General features: G+C 64.5%; 15 protein-coding genes and 1 tRNA gene. 5 read left to right on the forward strand and 11 right to left on the reverse strand.

The window, feature by feature from the left end; all coding sequences use genetic code 11:
• Nucleotides 1-21: 21 nt before the first annotated feature.
• Nucleotides 22-384, reverse strand: coding sequence for an Hpt domain-containing protein (locus Q0718_RS10830; protein WP_298917627.1), 363 nt, complete (start codon nucleotides 382-384; stop codon nucleotides 22-24).
• 62 nt (nucleotides 385-446) lie between these two features.
• Here Q0718_RS10830 and Q0718_RS10835 point away from each other — a divergent pair, with 62 nt between their 5' ends.
• From Q0718_RS10835 to Q0718_RS10845, 3 genes are all read left to right on the forward strand, one after another.
• On the forward strand, nucleotides 447-1,610 hold the full coding sequence (locus Q0718_RS10835; protein WP_298917630.1) for a CPBP family intramembrane glutamic endopeptidase: 1,164 nt from the start codon (nucleotides 447-449) through the stop codon (nucleotides 1,608-1,610).
• Nucleotides 1,611-1,678: 68 nt separating this feature from the next.
• Entirely contained in the window at nucleotides 1,679-3,844 is a 2,166-nt protein-coding gene (locus Q0718_RS10840) for a hypothetical protein (RefSeq protein ID WP_298917633.1), read from the forward strand.
• Between the two features lie 12 nt (nucleotides 3,845-3,856).
• Entirely contained in the window at nucleotides 3,857-4,906 is a 1,050-nt protein-coding gene (locus Q0718_RS10845) for an RluA family pseudouridine synthase (protein ID WP_298917636.1), read from the forward strand.
• Here the strand turns inward: Q0718_RS10845 and Q0718_RS10850 are convergent.
• The 5 genes from Q0718_RS10850 to Q0718_RS10870 form a co-directional block, all read right to left on the reverse strand.
• A complete protein-coding gene (locus Q0718_RS10850) occupies nucleotides 4,861-5,658 on the reverse strand; it encodes an alpha/beta hydrolase (protein ID WP_298917638.1) in 798 nt (265 codons plus the stop codon). The two genes, Q0718_RS10845 and Q0718_RS10850, sit on opposite strands and share 46 nt — an antisense overlap.
• Nucleotides 5,655-5,909 carry a GIY-YIG nuclease family protein gene (locus Q0718_RS10855; RefSeq protein WP_298917640.1) on the reverse strand — a complete coding sequence of 85 codons (255 nt, stop codon included), beginning with the start codon at nucleotides 5,907-5,909 and terminating at the stop codon, nucleotides 5,655-5,657. The genes Q0718_RS10850 and Q0718_RS10855 overlap by 4 nt, the downstream gene beginning before the upstream one ends.
• A gap of 104 nt (nucleotides 5,910-6,013) precedes the next feature.
• Nucleotides 6,014-6,100, reverse strand: a tRNA-Leu gene (locus Q0718_RS10860).
• A 17-nt stretch (nucleotides 6,101-6,117) separates the two neighbouring features.
• Nucleotides 6,118-6,849: a molybdopterin-binding protein gene (locus Q0718_RS10865; protein WP_298917642.1), complete on the reverse strand. Its 732-nt coding sequence runs from the start codon at nucleotides 6,847-6,849 to the stop codon at nucleotides 6,118-6,120.
• On the reverse strand, nucleotides 6,846-8,360 hold the full coding sequence (locus Q0718_RS10870; protein ID WP_298917644.1) for a L,D-transpeptidase family protein: 1,515 nt from the start codon (nucleotides 8,358-8,360) through the stop codon (nucleotides 6,846-6,848). Before Q0718_RS10870 ends, Q0718_RS10865 begins: the two co-directional genes overlap by 4 nt.
• A gap of 110 nt (nucleotides 8,361-8,470) precedes the next feature.
• Between Q0718_RS10870 and Q0718_RS10875 the strand changes: the two genes are divergently transcribed.
• Nucleotides 8,471-9,439: an EamA family transporter gene (locus Q0718_RS10875; protein ID WP_298917646.1), complete on the forward strand. Its 969-nt coding sequence runs from the start codon at nucleotides 8,471-8,473 to the stop codon at nucleotides 9,437-9,439.
• Here Q0718_RS10875 and thiD read toward each other — a convergent pair.
• Both thiD and folP read right to left on the reverse strand, forming a co-directional pair.
• Entirely contained in the window at nucleotides 9,336-10,211 is an 876-nt protein-coding gene (gene thiD, locus Q0718_RS10880; RefSeq protein WP_298917652.1) for a bifunctional hydroxymethylpyrimidine kinase/phosphomethylpyrimidine kinase, read from the reverse strand. The genes Q0718_RS10875 and thiD overlap by 104 nt on opposite strands.
• Nucleotides 10,204-11,016: a dihydropteroate synthase gene (folP, locus tag Q0718_RS10885; protein WP_298917654.1), complete on the reverse strand. Its 813-nt coding sequence runs from the start codon at nucleotides 11,014-11,016 to the stop codon at nucleotides 10,204-10,206. Before folP ends, thiD begins: the two co-directional genes overlap by 8 nt.
• Before the next feature lie 96 nt (nucleotides 11,017-11,112).
• Between folP and Q0718_RS10890 the strand changes: the two genes are divergently transcribed.
• Nucleotides 11,113-12,015, forward strand: coding sequence for a hypothetical protein (locus tag Q0718_RS10890; RefSeq protein WP_298917656.1), 903 nt, complete (start codon nucleotides 11,113-11,115; stop codon nucleotides 12,013-12,015).
• Between the two features lie 16 nt (nucleotides 12,016-12,031).
• Here the strand turns inward: Q0718_RS10890 and ftsH are convergent, their stop codons facing one another.
• The 3 genes from ftsH to ybgF form a co-directional block, all read right to left on the reverse strand.
• Nucleotides 12,032-14,008, reverse strand: a complete 1,977-nt coding sequence (gene ftsH / locus Q0718_RS10895) for an ATP-dependent zinc metalloprotease FtsH (RefSeq protein WP_298917658.1) — start codon at nucleotides 14,006-14,008, stop codon at nucleotides 12,032-12,034.
• A 117-nt stretch (nucleotides 14,009-14,125) separates the two neighbouring features.
• A complete protein-coding gene (tilS, locus tag Q0718_RS10900) occupies nucleotides 14,126-15,277 on the reverse strand; it encodes a tRNA lysidine(34) synthetase TilS (protein ID WP_298917660.1) in 1,152 nt (383 codons plus the stop codon).
• On the reverse strand, nucleotides 15,274-16,119 hold the full coding sequence (gene ybgF, locus Q0718_RS10905; protein WP_298917662.1) for a tol-pal system protein YbgF: 846 nt from the start codon (nucleotides 16,117-16,119) through the stop codon (nucleotides 15,274-15,276). The genes tilS and ybgF overlap by 4 nt, the downstream gene beginning before the upstream one ends.

The following is a 16,119-nucleotide window of genomic DNA, read 5'->3' on the forward strand; positions in this document are numbered from 1 at the left end:
ATGGCGGCGGCGTTCACGTTTTCAGCCTTGCAAGTCCTTCAGGCTCCGGGCGTGCTCCCATCGCTGGATTTCCGTGCGCACCTGATCGATGGCGAATTCGATGTTCTGGACCGCGACATCCCGGGCGCCCATTCGGCGACCCTCGCCGACGAGCCTTTCGGCCGCCTCGCACATCCCGGCCAATCCGTTCGCACCGATGGCCCTGGCCGATCCCTTGAGCGAGTGCACGACCGACTCCCAGACCTCGTCATCCGCACCCGCATCCAGTCCGCGGCCCCACATCTCGACCTGGTGCTGGAAAAGCGAGAAGATCTCGCGCGTCAGCGCGGTGTCGCCATCGACATATCGGTTCAGATGGTCGAAATCTATTTGCGTTCCGGACACGTTCCGCCCCATTCTGACTTCGCGAATAAGTTCCGCCCTCCCCCGAACGGACATGATTATCAATGCATTATTACGATAGAGAACAGAACGGTTCCGTGCGGTGGTACGACTGGATCGCCGTCTTCTGGCTGACGGTCATGACATGGGTCATCGGCCAGATGGCCTTTACCATGCCATTTGTCTCGATGCTCGAGGAATTGGACCCGGAGGCCGCGCAACAGCTGAACGAACTTTCGATGGCCTTCATGGAGACGGGCGACGCGGCCGTGACAGGTCTCGGTGGCATCCTTTTCCTGACCGGCCTGATCATGGCCGCTATCGGGTACGGCATCCACTATTTGGGCGAACGCGGAAAATCATCGCAGATCGTCGGTCTGATCGGTGCGGTCATCACCTTTCTCGGCGGCGGCCTCTATCTGGCGGGCATGGGCGAGTTCGGTGAGGCCAACACGATCCTGATGTCCGTCATCGGTCTGTCCCCTGTCGCCTATCTGCTCATGCTGCTGACATTCCCGGCCGCACTTGTCGGTCTCTATCTGGGCTGGAAGATCGTCCACGCAATGCCATTGACGAAACTCCACACAGCCTGGTCAGGGTTTCGCTGGACGCGGGCGGCGCAAGCCTTCGCCATCATGTGGGCCGTCCTCGCATCCTACGGTCTGATCGCGACGTTCATCATGGGATCGCCGCCGGAAATGGTGTTCGATGCCAGCCGCTTTCTGCCTTTCGCCTTCCTGTCCATCCTTTTGCTACCCGTGCAGAGCGCGACGGAGGAAATTGTCGTCCGCGGCTACATGAACAAGGGTCTGACCCATTGGTTCGGCAACAAATGGGTCGCCTTCGTCCTCACCAGTGGACTGTTCACCGTGTTGCACCTCGCCAATCCCGAAGCGCAGGCGGGCGCGGAAGCGGGCAATCTGCCGATCGTCATGAGCGGTTATTTCTTCTTCGGTTTCGCCGCCTGCCTGATGGTGCTGATCGATGACGGGCTGGAATCCGCCATCGGCGTTCATGCCGGCAACAACACCTTCGTCGCCATTTTCGTCAATTACGAAAATTCGGTCCTGCCGACGCCCTCCGTCTGGCAGGTCCAAGCGGACCCGACGTCGGACTCGATTTCGACCATCCTCATTCTCTGCGTCGTTTTGGGACTTCTCTACGTCACGCGGACGCGGCGTCGCGCTCTGCCGACGGCTGGCCCGACGACTGATCCGTCGTCACTCTGACGCCTTTCGCCTCCTCGAACCCTATGTTAGCGTAGACCGAAGCACCGGCCTGCGGCCTAGAGGGGATCGTGTCAGACATCAGCAAGAAGATCTTCTCCATCGATCCTGGCCCGGATGAAGACCCGGTCGCCCTGATCCCCGAACCCGCGGACAGCAAGTCCGCGCCGGAACCGGGCCAGCCGCCGAAACTCCGAAAGACCGTCGAAGCCCCGAAGCCGGACTTCCGGCCGATCGTCCAGCTGGTCCAGCCGATCGTCGCCGACGACAAGCGGCCGCTCCGCCTTTCCGCTCCGACCGAGCCGACCGAAGAAGCGGCCGTGCCGTCTCCGGCCCGGCCGCAACCGTTTCCCGAACCCGAAGAACGGAAACTCGGCTGGATCGGACCGGTGCTCGGCCTATTGACGGGTCTTTCGGTCGTCGCGCTCATCCTGCTATATCTGGGCGAAACCGACACGCTGAGCGCATCGCAACTCGCGATCGTCAGTCTCGCGGGCCTTGTGCCCATGATTTCCGTTCTTGCCTTGTGGGCCGCGTTGAGGGCCTTTTCGACCATGCGTCGCGAAATGTTGCGACTGTCGCATGTCGCGGACCGGTTGAACCGCGCCGACGCCTTTGCCGCCTCGGATGTCGCGACGATGGCGGGCGGCATCCGGCACGAACTTTCGACGGTCGATGAGCGACTGGCGCGGACGCGTCAGGATCTGCAGGAGTTCGCCGCCGACCTGGCTCGTCAGTTCGAGCAGGTGGACGAAAGAAGCGAAGCGATCAGCCGGACCGCCAGCGATCACCGGACGGCTCTGGACGAGCTTGCCTCCGATATGGATGCGAGATTGTCGGAATTGACCCGAACGCTGACGGAACAGCGTGCCGCGCTCGAAACCGCCATGGCGGAGGCTGCCGCGCGCATCCAGGACGCCGATGCGGCATTGACCCGGTCCATCCAGCAGACAGACGCGCACGGTACGGCCATCGCGGCGACGGCACGGACCGCAGCCCAAGCCATGACCGAAGCGGAGACGCGGCTATCGGACTTGTCCGAACGCCTCGAAGCTCAGTCAGGCGCCATTGACGGGATCTACAACGAACAGGCCGCTCAGATGCAGACCCTGTCCACACGCCTGTCGGACGACAAGGACACCGCCGAGCAGGCCCTGCTTCGCCAGTCGGACAGGCTGGACATGGTGACCACGCAAATCGGATCGGCCGAAACCCGGCTCACCGCACTGCTCGATCAGGCGCAAACCGTGCAGGATGATCTGTCCGAACGGCTCGCGGACATCCAGGCCACCCTGATCGAAGCCGACCAGACATCCCGCGACTTCACGGCCGACATCGCCGACCGCGTATCCGGCAGCGTTACGCAAACCCGTAATGAACTCCGCATGATGGAAAAGGAACTGCGCGCCCTGAAGTCACGCATGGACACCGCCAAAGACGACCGGACCCCTTTGCCGATCGCCGAACCCATTACGACATCATCTCCCGAACTGTCCGCATCTCCCGAACTGTCCGTCGGGCCTCTCGACCTCACACCGCTGGACGCGGACATCCCCGACAGCGATCCTGACGATCTCGTCATTCCGGACGTCGAGGGCGACGCATTGGAACTGACGCAGATCGTCGAAGGCGACAGTGCGGTGCCGCCCGTCGCGCCCCTACGGATCGGTTCGGATGCCGATCTGGTCCGGCGTGTCGATGCCGACGCGCCGGAAACGCGCATCTTCGGCAAACCGAAAAGCGAGAAGAACTGGCGCTGGCGCGACATGCTGGGGGGGATTGAACCCCTGTCCGATCCACCCGCCAAAACGCCGCCTGAAACGACCCGGTCCGACAGGGCCAAGCGCGTGCTGGACCGACCTGGACCCGGTGTTCCACTCGCGCCGCCACGCAGGGCGCCCGAAGGGTCGGACGTGGTCGTCCGTCTCGGCGAAGTCGGGCTCGACCCGGTTCGTCTGGTCGATGACGCCCTTGTCCATGAGGTCGCTGCGATCCGGCGGAGCGGCGGCGAGGAGGCGCAATCCGCGCTCGTCCTGGTCCGCCGCACGGAGGCCGTCTTCCATCTCCGGGGGGTTCTGTCCGCCGACCGGGCGTTCGGGCAGCGGGTGCAGACGTTCCGGCACGATTACGACCGGCATCTGCGATCACTCGCCGACGCGGCCCAAGTCAGAGCCGACCTGTCCGGCGCGTATGGGCGGACCTATCTTCTCTGCGCCGCGGCGCTATCGTCCGAATAGGCGGCCCGACCGATGACGCTTCCAAAGCCGGACGGGCACTGGCAGATCCGCACGGCCGAAGACACGGACGCCGGGCAACGCGTGGACCGATGGCTGTCCGGTTGGACCGAACTGTCCCGCGCGCGCGTCAAGGCCCTGATCGAAGCGGGCCAGGTCCGGGCCAATGGCGACATCGTCGGCAAGGTCACGGGCAAGATCGTCCCGGAGACCGAATATGCGGTTTTCGTCCCGCCGCCCGTCGACGACACGCCGACCCCCGAAGACATCCCGCTTTCCATCCTGTTCGAAGACGACCAGTTGATCGTGCTCGACAAACCCTCCGGCCTCACGGTCCATCCCGCCCCGGGATCGCGCGCCGGCACGCTCGTCAATGCGCTGCTGCATCACTGCGCGGACAGCCTGTCCGGGATCGGCGGGGTCATGCGGCCCGGCATCGTCCACCGCCTCGACAAGGACACGTCCGGCGTCATGATCGTGGCCAAGACGGATGTCGCCCATCGCGGACTGGCCAAGCAGTTTGCCCGGCATTCGATCGAACGCGCCTATGTCTGCCTTGTCAGGGGCCGGCCCCACTTGCGCACTGGCACCGTCACAACGCGGCTGGCGCGGTCGGTCCATGACCGGAAGAAGCAGGCCGTCGTGCGCGGAACGGATGACGATCTGGACGCCTCGGACCATGGCCGCCACGCCGTGACCCACTACGAGACGCTGCGCGGTTTCGGGCAGAAGCGTGGCGGCAGCGTCGGCACGCCCGTCGTGTCGGAGCTGGAATGCCGGCTGGAAACCGGTCGCACGCACCAGATCCGCGTGCACATGGCTCACATCGGCTGTCCGCTCTTGGGCGATCCTCTCTATGGCAACCAGAAGGCCTTCATGTCGGACCGTTCACCGGAGGAGATGCGCGTACGTGACGCGGTCGCGGCTTTCAAGCGTCAGGCGCTACATGCGCGCTTGCTGGGCTTCGTCCATCCGGTCACGAAAGAAGCAATGCGTTTCGAGACGCCGCCGCCCGACGATTACCGGGCCTTGGTCGGCGTCCTGTCGGGGCTGCCGCGGTCGTAACGCGGTGCCCAGGCGGCCAGCACCCGGCCGACATAGTCGGCGTCGCACTCGTCCTTTAATAGCAGATGGTCCGCCCCGTCGAGGCTGACGAAACTCTTCGGGTGTTTGGCGAAACGGAACAGGTGGCTCGCATTGTCGATCAGGACGACGCGGTCTTGCGGCGAATGGAAGATCAAGAGCGCCCGGTCCAGATCGCCGACGCCTTCGGCGATGTCGTGCTTCTTGATGTCGTCCAGAAACTGGTCCTTGATGATGAAGGGCCGCCCGGCCAGCATGACTTCAGCCTGCCCGCTCTCGATGATCTCCTCGAGCTTGTCGCCGAAATTGTGAACGATATGGGTCGTGCTGCACGGGCTGCCGATGGTGGCGATGGCGGTCACGGAGGGCAGGTTTTCCGCCGCCTTGAGCGCGGCCGTTCCGCCGAAGCTATGTCCGACCAGGATGCCGGGCGCCTCGTAATTTTCCGCCAGATAGGCGGCCGCTGCTTCGATCTCCTGGACATTGGTCGAAAAGTTGGTGTCGGAGAAATCGCCGCCCGACCCGCCGAGTCCGGTGAAATCGAACCGCAACATGCCGTAGCCCTCGTCCACGAGAGCTTTAGCGATCGTCTGCAAGGGCTTGAAATTCTTGCCGATAGTGAAACCGTGCGCAAAGACGACATAGTCGATCACCTTGCCGTCTTCCGGCAGGTCCAATCGTCCAGCCAGATTATGGCCAAGGGCGCCGGGAAACTCGAAACGTTCTGTTTTCATAAGCAGGAGTGTAGCCGCTTTTTCGCGAAGGCGCGACCGGAACCGGTTTTTAGATAACGCTCGAACGCAAGCGCCTGCTCTTTGGTCGAAAAGGCGAGATAGGTTTCAAGACGCCAGGGTCTGTATTTGGATGTGTGCCGGACATGGCCAGCGTTATGGCGTTGTAGACGGTTTTTTAAATCTTGCGTGAAGCCGACATAGGTTTGGTCGGGAATCTCGGTCGCGCGAAGAATGTACACAAAGAACATCATGCTATCCCTCGCCCGCCTTCGCCAAAGCTTCGGCGCGCAGCCTTGGCTTCCGTCGTCAGCCCCGGCTGGCTCGCCAGCCGAAGCTTCCTTTAGGAAGCGAAGGCTGGTGCGGGCGGCCGGACTTGAACCGGCACTTCCTTGCGGAAAACAGATTTTAAGTCTGTCGTGTCTACCGATTCCACCACGCCCGCGACGACACGCCGCCCCGTTAGCCCTGCGTCAGCCGCGCGACAAGAGCCTTCAGGTCGCGCTCCACATCGGCGAGCTGTGCCGCGTCCGGACCGCGCGCCACGAAAGACACGCCGCGAAGCGCGTCGTTAAAGAAGGGGTAGCTGCCGATCGAGACGCCCTCATGCGCCTGTTCGATATCCGCCAACCCGGCGGCGGCGTCGCCTTCGCCGACCCCTTCGCAGACGACCGTGATCTGGTGAACCCTGCGGCCGCCTTCGATCCGGTGCCCGATATCGGCAAGCATGCCGCGCATGATCTGCGGGACGCCCGCCAGCGTGAAGACGTTGCGCGTCTGGAAGCCCGGCGCTTGGCTGACGGGGTTGGCGATCAGCGATGCTCCGTTCGGAATGCGCGCCAGGCGTCGACGGGCGGAATTGAGTTCGCCCTCGCCGTAGCGTTCGCGCAAAGCCTCCAGCGCATCGTCGCGTTCGCCGATCGACAGATCGAAGGCGGCAGCGATGGCGTCGGCCGTGATGTCGTCATGGGTCGGGCCGATCCCGCCCGTGGTGAAGACGTAGTCGAACCGTTCGCTGAACGCCCGGACCGCATGCGCGATGATCCGTGCATCATCAGGCAGGATGCGGGCTTCGCCGACCGACACGCCGAGCGGGCCAAGGAACATCGCGATCGTCCCGAGATTTGTGTCCTGCGTCCGTCCCGACAGAAGTTCGTCCCCGATCAACAGGACACCGGCCCGGACGTCTTTCACTGACCGGGCCTTCGTTTCAGTCCGGCGAGCACCGCAGCGTCGCGGTCGTAGATGTCATCGACGAACCGCACGCCCGCCGCATCGCTGACGACGGTCATGTAGAGTATGTGGACCGGCACTTTTGCCGACAGGTTCATGCGGGTCTCGCGCGATCCGTCCAGCACCGAATCGATGCGCGCCCTGTCCCAGTCCGGGGTTTCGCTCAGCAGCCATTCGGTCAGGTCGATCGGATCCTGCGTCCGGATGCATCCGGATGAAAAGGCGCGCTGCCGCCGGGCGAACAAGCCCCGGTCGGGCGTGTCGTGCAGATAGACGTTGTGACGGTTCGGAAACATGATCTTGACCTGGCCGAGTGCATTGCGCGCGCCGGGTGCCTGCCGGATCCTGTAGGGCATGGTCCCGGCCGGCAACGCGTTCCAGTCGATTGCAGAGGCATTCACGACCTTGCCCTCGCGATCCAGCACCTGGAACCCGAGCCGGTCCACGGCTGCGGGATCGCGCTGGAACAAAGGCAGCTTGTCGCGCCGGGCCAAGCTGGCCGGAGTCTCCCACCACGGGTTCAGCACGACATAACCGATCGCGTCCGAAAAGACGGGCGTCTTGCGATAGGTCCGGCCGACGATGGCCCCGTGAACCCGGTCGATCCGACCGTCCTTCCAGGCTTGCACAGAGAAGTCGGCGATGTTGACCCGGATATGGCGGCGTCCCAGATCGTCCGGCAACCAGCGCCAGCGCTCCAGATTGACGCGCAGCTGGTCGATGGCGGCGGAGGCGCCCCGGTTGAGCGCCCTGACCGTCGCCGGCCCGATCAGTCCGTCCGGCTCCAGGCCGTTCTCGCGCTGGAACGCCACGACCGCATCCTCGGTCACGATATCGTAAACGCCGGTCACGGGCACATCGAGCCGGGTCTGGACGGCACCGATGCGCGGCGACGTCGTTCCGGGTTTCAGGGTCTCTCCGGAAAGGACGCCGATATCGTCTCGCGGCGGGGCCGCCAATCGCCCGGCCAGTTCGGCTTTCATCGTCTGATAAGCCGCATGCTGCGGTGCGAGTGCCTCAAGACTTTCCGATAAGCTGCCGTTATCCAACGATTTCCGGAGATGCGCGATCAGGTCGGCCTGCCGTCCTTGCGCCGTCCAATCGGGTTCGACCGATATCGGAGACAGCTTGCCGAAGGCGATGTGCGAAGCCGCGCTCATCCACGCATCGAGTGCATAGTGCGTCATGTCCTCCCCGGTCGTGCCATGTTCTTTCAGTGTCGCGAGATGATAGTCCTGCGGATCGAGGCCGTGCGCCGCCACGCTTTCGATGGCCGTGATGAGGCTGTCGCCCGCGAAAATCTGCGTGAACTCTGCGTGGCGATCCACCCCGGAGCCAGCCGGAAGATAAGCCGTCTGGAACGCCGTTACGGCGGTCGGCGCCAAGGATCTGACGGGTCCGGGCGGGCTGGCTGCCACAGTCGTGGACAATATTGCGGCGAGGACACCGCTCGGAATTACTGATTTCATCATAGGCCGACATTGGGCCTTTGCCCTCCCCAGAGCAATCCTGCACCCAAGGATTTTGTTCTCGTTTCGTCGAAGCGTTGACCGGAAGCGGACGGGCTGCCAACGGCGCTGTCGTGAGCCAAGCCCCCTTGTCCAGACCCGCCCTGTTCGGCCTGTCGCTGTTCCTGATCTTCATCTGGGGCAGCGCGTTCAACTTCATCGGCGTCGCGGTCGATCACATCAGCCCCTATTGGGTGACGGCCTGGCGCCTCGTCGTCGCGGCGTTGTTCCTGAGCGGTTACGCCGTGTTCAAGGGCCGCCGGTTCCCGCCATTGAGAGATGCGCGCTGGCTGTGGTACGGCGCGCTGGGGATGACCGGAGCCGTCATCCCGTTCCTCCTCATCGCCAAGGGGCAGATTTCCGTCGACAGCGGACTGACGGCCGTCATCGTCGGCGCCATGCCGTTGCTGACGATCCTGCTGGCGCATGTCTTCACGGATGAAAAGCTGACCCTGTTCAAGGTCGTCGGCTTTCTGATCGGTTTTCTCGGCGTGGCCGTCTTGTTCATGCCGGATGATCCCGGCTTCGGCCTGACCGGCGATTGGCCGTCGCAGCTCATGATCCTGGGCGCGGCGTTCTGTTACGCGCTGACGACCGTGGCCGCGAAGCGCGCGCCGAAAACGCATGCCGAAACCGGATCCGCCATCATGATGATCGCGGCCAGCATCGCGGGCGTCATCGCCGCCGTCATCTACGATCCAGGCGGCCACGTGCCGAATGCGGTCGCGCTGACCATGATCCTGCTGCTGGGGTTCGGATCGACCGGTATCGCGACGATCCTCTATCTGGTCTTCATCGACCGGGCCGGGCCGAGCGCGATGGCAAGGCTGAACTACTTCCCGCCCGTCGTCAGCGTGATCATCGGCGTCTGGTTTCTCTCAGAACCCTTCACCTGGAAACTGGTCGTCGCCTTCGCCGTCATCATCGTCGGCGTGATGATCAGTCGGGTAGGCCGCCCATCCCTTTCAACGCAGCGAACGGATTTGCCGGATCGGGGACGTCCGCGTCCTCCGATCCCGGCTGTAAGGCCAAACCGTGATTGAGCGGCCCGTTGCCCTGCCCTAGCTTCGGCGCGGTGCGGATGGCTTCGAACACATAGTCGCGCGCCGTCGTCACCGCCTCCTCCAGGGTCGTACCAAGCGACAGGGCCGCCGCGACGGCGCTGGCCAGCGTGCAGCCCGTGCCATGCGTATGGCGCGTATGCAGGCGCGGCCCCGTCATGACGCTGGCGCCCTCTTCCGAGACTAGCACATCGACGACCGACTTCATGTCGAGATGGGCGCCTTTCATCAGGGCCGCATAGGCACCCTTTTCCAAGATCGCTTCGCCCGCCTTGGAGAGCTCGTCCGTGTCCCTGATCTCGAGGCCGGTCAGGATTTCCGCCTCCGGCACGTTGGGCGTGACCAGATCGGCGATGGGAATCAGCAGCTCTTTCAAGGCTTTGACCGCGCCTTCTTCGAGCAATCGGTCGCCGCTGGTCGCGACCATGACCGGGTCCAGCACGAGACTCGCCTCCAACGGTTCGACCGCCTCGAAGACGGTGCGGATGATCGCCTCCGATCCCAGCATGCCGATCTTGACGACATCCACGCCGATATCCGCAACGCAGGCGTCGATCTGCGCGCGCACCATGTCCGGATCGACCAGATCGACGCGCTTCACCCCTTGCGTGTTCTGCGCCGTGATCGCGGTCACCGCCGTCATCGAATAGGCACCGAACGCCGCGCAAGCCTTGATGTCCGCCTGGATCCCCGCCCCGCCGGACGAGTCGGAGCCCGCGATGATCAGGACGCGACCGGTTTTCGTTTCAGACATTGGCGATGGACTCCCAGATACGGATGGCTTGGCGCGTTTCCGCCACGTCGTGAACGCGCAAGATGGCCGCCCCGTTGCTTGCCGCGAACAGCCCGCTAGCCAGGGATCCGGCCAGCCGCTTCTCGACCGGGCTGCCGTCGATCGTCTGGATGAAGCTCTTGCGCGATGTCCCGATCAGGGTCGGCGCAAGGTCGGCGAAGCGCGCCGTGCCGCGCAGGATCGCCAGATTGTCCTCCAGCCGTTTGCCGAAACCGATGCCCGGATCGATGGTGACCCTCTCGCGCTCCACGCCCGCCGCCTCGCAGGCCGCAAGACGACGGCGCAAGTAGGCCAGCACCTCTTCGACCGGATCGTCGTAGGTCGGCCGGTCCTGCATGGTCTCGGGCGGACCTTGCGCGTGCATCAGGATGACCGGGCAGCCCAGATCGGCCGCAAGCGGCAGGCTATCTTCGGAGTAGGTCAGGGCGGTGACATCGTTCCAGATGTCCGCCCCGGCCAGGATCGCCGCTTCGGCCACTTCGGGTTTGCGCGTATCGACGCTGAGGACCGGTTCCGGATCGTCATCCCGTGTTGCTTCTCGGATGGCCCGGATCACCGGCACGACCCGGTCGCGCTCGACCTGCCACGGCACCGTCCGCGCACCAGGCCGCGTGCTTTCCCCGCCGATGTCGAGACTGTCCGCACCGTCGTCGACCATCCGCCGCGCTTGGCGCACGGCCGCTTCGAGATCGCCATACCGCCCGCCATCGGAGAAACTGTCCGGCGTGACGTTGAGGATGCCCATGATCTGCGGTCGGCGGAACATGAGGCGCCTCTAGCTCGGTTGGTCCCGCGCGGACAAGCGCGCACCCTTCCGCTTGTTAAGTTCTTGTCCTTTCCAGACTGTGCCAGAGCAGGTTGAGTGGTACGTAACGATATTTCGAGGCGGCGGCTCTGGGCCTTGGCGGGCTCGGCGGGTCTTCATGCCGGGCTTGTCTATCTGGCCGTTTTGGCTTCTTCGCCCCGAAAGCTGAACGACGTCGTGATCATTCCAGTCTCGGTTCTGGAGGACGATACGGCCGAGCCGGAACCGGATCCGATCGTGACGACGCTCCCCGAGGCGCAGGAGCAGATCCCCGAAGCAGACCCTGTGGAGCCGTCCCCGCCGCTGGAACGCATGCCGCCATCGGTGCCGGAAGTCGGTGGCAGCCAGACTGATCGTGCGAGTTTACCGGACGAACCGGACACCAACGTCGCGGAAGGCGAGGAAGCCACGCCCTATACGTCCGGACGTCTCGACATTGACCCGGCTTGGCGCGTCGATCCGCAAGCTGGCGGGACGGGAGCCCCCCTCGTCGGAGGTCTTGGACCGGCTTTGGATTGTCTCAAGGGGTTCGAGGAAGACTGTTCCGACCAAAGACGGCAGGTCTTCGCGGAACAGCAACTGAGCGAGACCGACAAGGTGTGGATGCCGACCTTCGCCCATTCCGGTCTGTCCGATCCCCGCTTCGTCGGGATGAGCGAACGTGAGATCCGCGGAGAGCTGGGTGTGGCCATCGCCGGTGAAAATGGCTGGTACATCCCGTTCAGTCCGGTCGGGATCAGCAGTTACTGGACCGATCCTCTCTATGGTGTGAACAAACGCTGCCGCGCTGTCGTGGGTAAAAACCCCTTCGAAAACAAACTTGGCGAAACGGAAATGGTTCAAGACTGCCCCGCGCTTCGCAAGGCACAAGGCGACCTGCCGTCCTGGCGGCGCGAGTGGGAACCCGGCGGCGCGGATCCCGATCCCGCCGATTGGGCCAAAAAGAAAAAGCCCGGCTGACGCCGGGCTTTCTGTACTACTCGCCGGGATCGATATCCCGCGCCGGACTGGCCCCGCCGATCGGCTTGGGCTTGGGCCGCGGCTTCGTCGTCGTTGGAACCGCGCTGACGGAAGGCCGTCCGCCACCCGATCCGTCGGGGCGCTTGGGTTTGGTGCCGTCTTCCAGCAGCGCCTTGATCTCGTCCCCGGACAGGGTTTCGTATTCCAGCAACGCTTCGGCCAGCGCGACCCAGTCGTCCTTCTTCTCGGTCAGGATGTCCTTGGCCTTGTCGTGAGCCTCGGTCACGAAGCGTTTGATTTCCTGCTCGATGATCTTCGCCGTTTCCGGTGAAATGGACGAGCCGCGACCGATTCCGGGCATGAAGCTCTGCTGGTCCGTATCCTTGTAGGCGATCGGGCCGACGACGTCGGACAGGCCCCACTCCGTGACCATGGCGGTCGCGATGCGGGTGACCTGTTCGATGTCTGAACTGGCTCCGGATGTTACTTTTTCATAGCCGAAATGGATTTCCTCGGCCGCGCGACCGCCCATGGCCATCGCCATGCGCGCGATCATCTCCTCGCGGCTCTGGCTGATCTGGTCCCGTTCGGGCATGTATTGCACCATGCCCAGCGCACGGCCGCGCGGAATGATGGTCGCCTTGTGGATCGGCAGGCTACCCGGCATGTTGAGGCCGACCACGGCGTGACCGGCTTCGTGGTAGGCCGTCATCGCCTTTTCCTCGTCGGTCATGGCCAGGGTGCGACGCTCCGCGCCCATCATCACCTTGTCGCGCGCATCCTCGAATTCGCGCATCGTGATCTTCAGCTTGTTGCGCCGCGCGGACAGCAAGGCCGCTTCGTTGACGAGGTTCGCCAGGTCCGCGCCGGAAAAACCGGGCGTGCCTCGCGCAATGTATTTCACGTCGACGTCCGCCGCCATGGGCTTGCCGCGCATATGCACTTCGAGGATTTTCTCGCGCCCCATGATGTCCGGATAGGGCACCTCGATCTGACGGTCGAACCGGCCCGGGCGCAGCAGCGCCTTGTCGAGCACGTCGGGACGGTTGGTCGCCGCGATGATGATCACGCCTTCCTGACCCTCGAAGCCGTCCATTTCCACCAGCAGCTGGTTGAGCGTCTGCTCGCGTTCCTCGTGACCGCCGGACGTGCCGACGCCCCGGTGGCGACCGACCGCGTCGATCTCGTCGATGAAGATGATGCAGGGCGCATGCTTGCGCGCTTCGGCGAACATTTCGCGCACGCGCGACGCGCCGACCCCGACGAACATCTCCACGAAATCGGAGCCTGAAATGGTGAAGAAAGGCACTTCCGCCTCGCCGGCCACGGCGCGGGCCAACAAGGTCTTACCCGTGCCCGGAGGCCCAACGAGCAACGCACCGGTTGGAATGCGCGCGCCGAGCCGCGTGAACTTGCTGGGATCTTTGAGGAATTCGACGACCTCTTTGAGGTCTTCCTTGGCCGATTCCACGCCCGCCACGTCTTCGAACGTCACGCGCTTGGTGTTCTCCGTCAGCAGCTTGGCCTTGGACTTGCCGAAGCTCATCGCCCCGCCGCGTCCCGCGCCCTGCATGTTGCGGAAGACGAGGAAGAACAGGCCGATGATGATCAGCAACGGCAGGAGCGAGATGAGCAGATTGCCGAGCAGGGATGGCTCGCTCTTCTCGGCGTACTGGTAAGGCACGTCCGTTTCCGCCAGAATGTCGCCGGCCGGATCGGCGGATACGGGCGGGACGTTGACGACATAGGCTTCGCCGCTGCCCAGCTCGCCCGTGACGGTGCCGCCAGGAATGTCGATCTTGGCGCTCCGGACTTCACCGGCCTCGACGCGTTCGCGGAAGTCGGAGAAGGTGAACGTCTCATCCGCCGACGTCCGCGTCGCATTGCCTTGCGACACGGCGAACACGATCATCAGCAGCAAGGCGATGATGCCCCAGACGGCCATTTGCCGCGGATTGTTCTTGTTGGGAGGCGGGGTCTTTTTCTCGGCCATGTAATGTCCAGACTGAAAGGCTTTATTCAGACCCTAACATAGGGGCCCGGCGCCATAATGAAAGCAGGCGATGTGACACGGCCATCGTCTTTTTGCGATCGGTATGCGCCGCGACCATCACGAAAGCGTCAGGGCAGCCGACAGGCGCTCTTCCACGAGGTTTCTCACCTTCACCGTTCGACCGTAATGCACGCGGTAGCCGACATGCAGACCGCGGCGCTCCGGATGAAGTTGCCCGCCCTCGCCGCTGACCAGGAATCGTCCGTCCCAGACGGCGGGTTCCGGCGTGACCGCGATCGGCACGGCCGTCGGCGCCAGCCGCCGGTCCTTGCGACCGGTCATCGCGACCGGGTCGCGTGACAAGGTGAGGATCTCGCCGTCCCAGCGGCCCATGCAGCCTTCGCCGATGGCGACAGGGTCGCCGGATGCGAGGTCCGGCAGTCTGGCCGCGATGCGCGCCCGGTCGGCCGGGCCGCCCTGCCCGCCGACGATCGGCGCGACCAGAGACAGGGCTGGTTCGCCGATCAGGCGCGGCACGCTGAACTGCCCTTCATGCGTCAGGTGGTAGCCGTTCAGCGCCGCCCGGATACGCGCCATATCGGCGGACAGCCCGTCCGCCATGTCCGCGGCCAAAGCGAGCATGTCGGATATGAGTTCAGGATGCGCTTGCAGCTCCCGGCGCGTCCTGACGCGCTCGAACGACAGATCGCCATTGGACGGATCTTCGATCGCCCGCCCGGCTTCCAGGCCGGACCTCAGCGCGGCGCGCCGCAGGCAGAGCGCGGGCCGGACGAGCGTCACACCCGCCAGTTCCGGCCAGACCGGACCGTAGCGTTGCGTCCGCATTCCGGCCGCGCCGCGCCAGCCGGAGGCGCGCTTGACGCGCATCAACACCGTTTCGGCTTGATCGTCGGCATGGTGCGCCGTGACCAGCGCCGGGATCCTATGCAAGCGGCAATAATCGCCCATCAGGCCGTAACGGGCGCGTCGGGCTTTCTCCTGAAGACCCGACGTCGGGCCGTCAGCGCTCCAGCGTAGAATTACGAGGTCATGGCCATGTCCGGCTGCGAGATCGGCCGCCTGGGCCGCTTCGGCCTGCGATGTGTCGCGAAGGCCGTGATCGACATGAAGAACCGCGCGCAAGCCACTGTGGGCCTTGAGGATACCCAGAAGGGCGAGGCTGTCGCCACCGCCGGAGAACGCGAAGGCGAATGGGGGAGCGTCGGGCGGCAACACCGCCGCGACGGTCTCGGCGGCGTCAGGGTTCAACAGCCCGTTCGGGACACTTCCCGGGCCGCCTTGTCGCGCGCGGCCTGCGGCGCATTCGGGAACTGGTCGCCGAAGCTCTGCAGGGCCGTACAGGCTTCGCCCGTCTGTCCCAGCTCGCGCAAGGACGCGCCGAGCTTGACGAGGGCGTCCGGTGCCTTTTCGCCGCCGGGCGACGCGCGCATGGCTGCGATGTAGCTTTCGGCCGCCGTATTGAACTGGCCGCGCACGAAATGGCTTTCGCCGAGCCAGAAATGGGCTTCACCCAGATCGGCGGCGTCGGGACTGCCCTGGATATACCGGGTCAGCGCGGCTTCCGCGCCCTCATAATCGCCTTCGGCCAGCAAGGATTTGCCGCGCTCCGCCAGCGCTGTGACATCCGCGGGGGCCGTCTCACCGCCAGGGATCGTGAACGGTGCGGTGCGGACGGTCGGCGGCCCCTGGATCTGGGCGACCGTGCCGGGACCGGCGACATAGCTGTCATCGACTTGAGGCGCATTCTGCGCGGCCACCAGATCGACGGCGTCGAGGTGGATCTTCATGCGCGTCGCCAGATCCTGCAGCGTGCGGATATCGGTTTTCATCCCGTCGACTTCGCCGTCCACCAATTCGCGTTCATAGGAAAGACGCTCGATCTCGCCGCGCAATGTGCGGATCGTCGTTTCCAGCGTGTCCACGCGCGCCATGAGCCGTTCCGCGGCCGGATCGCCGGTCAGCAGACGGGCCTCCAGCCGGTCCACGCGCTGGCGCAACTGCTCGTTCTGCGCCGCCAGCTCCGCCCGGCTCTGGGCGAAGGACGGAGCCGCGACGGCGAGCGCGAGCCCGACCGGCAGAAGAAGTCGCAT

Origin of the sequence: uncultured Algimonas sp., from assembly GCF_947498175.1 — a bacterium.
In the GTDB taxonomy this organism is placed as follows: Bacteria; Pseudomonadota; Alphaproteobacteria; order Caulobacterales; family Maricaulaceae; genus Litorimonas.